We start from the raw sequence: 2939 nt of genomic DNA, 5'->3' as shown, positions 1-2939 counted from the left end.
TAATGAACAATGTTTAGAAAAGAAAAAATTCAGTTTTTTTCAGAAGACGGCAGAGTCAGGTCAAGGTGCCCGTGAAGTCGACGAGGTAGGAAGGGACTACTTTCGTGCAGGAATGCAATCACGGCATGGTCAGGAGTGTGAATAACCCCATGTGAATACCCCCGCACAGGCGATGTTGCTCTCGAGACATTTGTAAAAGGATAGCTGCGTGAGCGCAAAGTCCAAAGATGTGATAGGAGACATCTTTAAACCACTTTGTCAAAAAAGCTGTCTAACTAAATGTTGTCCAATTAAACTAACAGTGCCCATATGAACTATCTGGCATTATCCTTGGTGGCAGCTTTACTATTTGCAAGTTGCTCGACACCCAATGACCCAAATGATGCTTCTATTATACCGAGCATTCAAACCGATGTAAGGATTGGGAATGAGTCGGTTAATTATGTAAATCCTGAAATTTCACCAACTGGAAACTACATGATTTGGTTGGAAGTGGATTTAAGCAATGGAACTACAGGTCGAGTGTGGCAGTGTGGTATAGACCCGAACACAGGCAATCTCATACCTGAAGATGGCAAAGGATTTAGTCCCTTCAACTCTAACATTTATGCTCGTCCTGCTGACTGGGGTCGGGATAATCAAGGTGTTTATTATGTAGGTGCTACAAATGAAGGGCAGATAAAACTAGTACGCCCAACCTCACCTACTTCTGCTATAGTTACCGATATTAATGTTCCAATAAATAACAGGCGAAGAGTATTTTATCCTTCTCAGTTTCCCAACAGTGACCAAAAATTCATGCTTTATATTGAAAATGATGTAGTAAATGGCTTTTCGCCTTCTGCACCGCGCAATACTAAATATCAACTGAGGTTATTAGACTTGAATAATCCAGTAAATGATTATTTAATAGAAGAACAGCCAGCAGTTTTCCCGCAAACTGTACCTATGGATATAATTGTTCCAAGATGGATAAAAGGTACGCCATATTTTACATACGGCGCTCTTGGGGCAAATAATAAAATACAAGCGAAGGAAGGGAATGCTTACAATCCAACAGCTCCACCGCGTTTTGTTACTGCTGACAACTCTACAAAAGTTGATGGCTATCCAGTGATGAACTTCAATACAGGCAAACAATACTTCATGAGTGGTATTAACGCAACGAACACAGCATATTTCTATAAACGTGATGCATTTGGTGATATGTTTATTCAAAGTCAGGTTGTTACACCAAATTCTGTCAATCTGCACGACCCTGCATTAAATCAATCACATGAACCATTTATGTTCAACAATCAATTATACTCAACTTTTCAGATAAATAACAATGGTGGAAGTTATTTGGAAACAACCTTGAATCAACCCGGAGAAGTATGGCTAACGACTATTGATGCTCCAGTAAATAAAATGTGGCTATTAAGTAAATTTGACCCTTCTTTGAATATTTCAGAGCCTGAACCTTATGTTGGTAATGGAAAGGCATGGGTTTATTATTCAGCTGTAAAGATAGACGCCTCCGCTCCACTTACAAGAAGACAGTTTCAGTTGAGGCGATGTAGTGTAATTATACAAGAGTAATTACAATAATCACTTATCGAAGATGCAGGCATACGAAATTCAAATTGTATGAAATTTAAAAAATGCTTCACAGAAAAGGAGCTAATTGATGACATCAAAACAACTTTACAACTATGAACTATCTGGCATTATCCGTCATAACTGCTTTACTGTTTGCAAGCTGTTCAACACTTAACAACCCTACTACAAGTGTGCAACCCGGGGTAGGAGTTTGGGATTCTGTTCAGCATCAAATGGATTGGAGAAATTTTAAAGTTCATATTCCCAGTACATACACATCCGCTTCGCCTTCAGCATTAGTCATAGCACTGCATGGTGGAAATCATGATGCGAACATTATGGAATACATCTCGAATCTAAGTCAGAAAGCTGATAAAGAAAAATTTTATCGTCGTGTATCCTAATGGCAAAGCGATTTTAGGATTGAGAACATGGAACGCCGGCACGTGTTGCGGACCTGCAGTAACCTACAATGTAGATGATGTTGGGTTTATTCTCAAAATGATAAATAAACTTACAATGTCTTACAATATCGACAGAAATAGAATTTATGTTACAGGGGCATCTAATGGTGGAATGCTGGCGTATCGATTAGCTTGTGAAAAAGCAAACACGTTTGCTGCAATTGCTCCTGTAGCCACCACCATGGTAACCACGACACCTTGCGCGCCCTCCAATCCAGTCTCTGTACTGCATATTCATTCTCTGCCTGATAGGCGTGTTCCTTACTATGGAGGTTATGGAACAGGTCTTGCAGGAGTTTATATGCCACCCATTGATTCTGTATTAACTGTATGGGCAAGAAATGATGCTTGTACAGGAACAATAGATACGATTTTTAATGTGGGAGGTGTTGTAGGAAAAAAGTGGAAAAATTGTGCTGGTAGTTCTGAAGTTTTATTATACACCACAACTGATGGTGGTCATTCTTGGCCCGGCGGCAATCAAACAGAAAATGGCGATGTGCCATCTTCTCAATTAAATGCTACGGATTTAATGTGGAAATTTTTCTCGACGCACAGTTTAGGTCATACAACGTTTCAGATTGAAGATAGTGATAAAAGTAAAAAAGTATTCAAAATAAAGAGGAAATAGACGATTTAAGGTCTTTGGAACTAATAAAAAGAAAGCATGTGTGCCATGCTTTCCAAATGCAAAAGAATTGGATGTGAGAAAAAGCTCGCCTACTTGACCAAGCATCATCTTCTTCGGCGGAAGGCTTCAGGTAAAAGGCACTGCTCTAAGGCGCGTTGTGAAAATAAAAATCGTCCGTCGCACATAAAGCCAAGCTCGCGCCAATCCACATCGTTGAGCATTGCGCAAAGCGTGTGCAAATCAGCGGTTTGCTGTTTCGGAAA

The 2939-nt window shown here is 39.8% G+C and carries 4 protein-coding genes; 1 reads left to right on the top strand and 3 read right to left on the bottom strand.

Annotated features, from left to right (window positions below; genetic code table 11):
* The first annotated feature begins 309 nt into the window (after positions 1–309).
* The gene (locus CMR00_12555) at positions 310–1581 is read left to right on the top strand and encodes a hypothetical protein (protein ID PIO47038.1); all 1272 of its coding nucleotides are present in this window, start codon (positions 310–312) and stop codon (positions 1579–1581) included.
* 565 nt (positions 1582–2146) lie between these two features.
* Here CMR00_12555 and CMR00_12550 read toward each other — a convergent pair.
* The 3 genes from CMR00_12550 to CMR00_12540 form a co-directional block, all read right to left on the bottom strand.
* Positions 2147–2407 carry a hypothetical protein gene (locus tag CMR00_12550; GenBank protein PIO47037.1) on the bottom strand — a complete coding sequence of 87 codons (261 nt, stop codon included), beginning with the start codon at positions 2405–2407 and terminating at the stop codon, positions 2147–2149.
* Between the two features lie 197 nt (positions 2408–2604).
* Positions 2605–2784, bottom strand: coding sequence for a hypothetical protein (locus tag CMR00_12545; GenBank protein ID PIO47036.1), 180 nt, complete (start codon positions 2782–2784; stop codon positions 2605–2607).
* A partial coding sequence (locus CMR00_12540; protein PIO47035.1) for an SAM-dependent methyltransferase occupies positions 2781–2939 on the bottom strand: 159 nt, incomplete at its 5' end. The genes CMR00_12545 and CMR00_12540, both read right to left, overlap by 4 nt.

Origin of the sequence: [Chlorobium] sp. 445 (assembly GCA_002763895.1) — a bacterium.
GTDB lineage: Bacteria > Bacteroidota > Chlorobiia > Chlorobiales > Thermochlorobacteraceae > Thermochlorobacter.
This window is presented reverse-complemented; position numbering and strand designations above follow the sequence as displayed.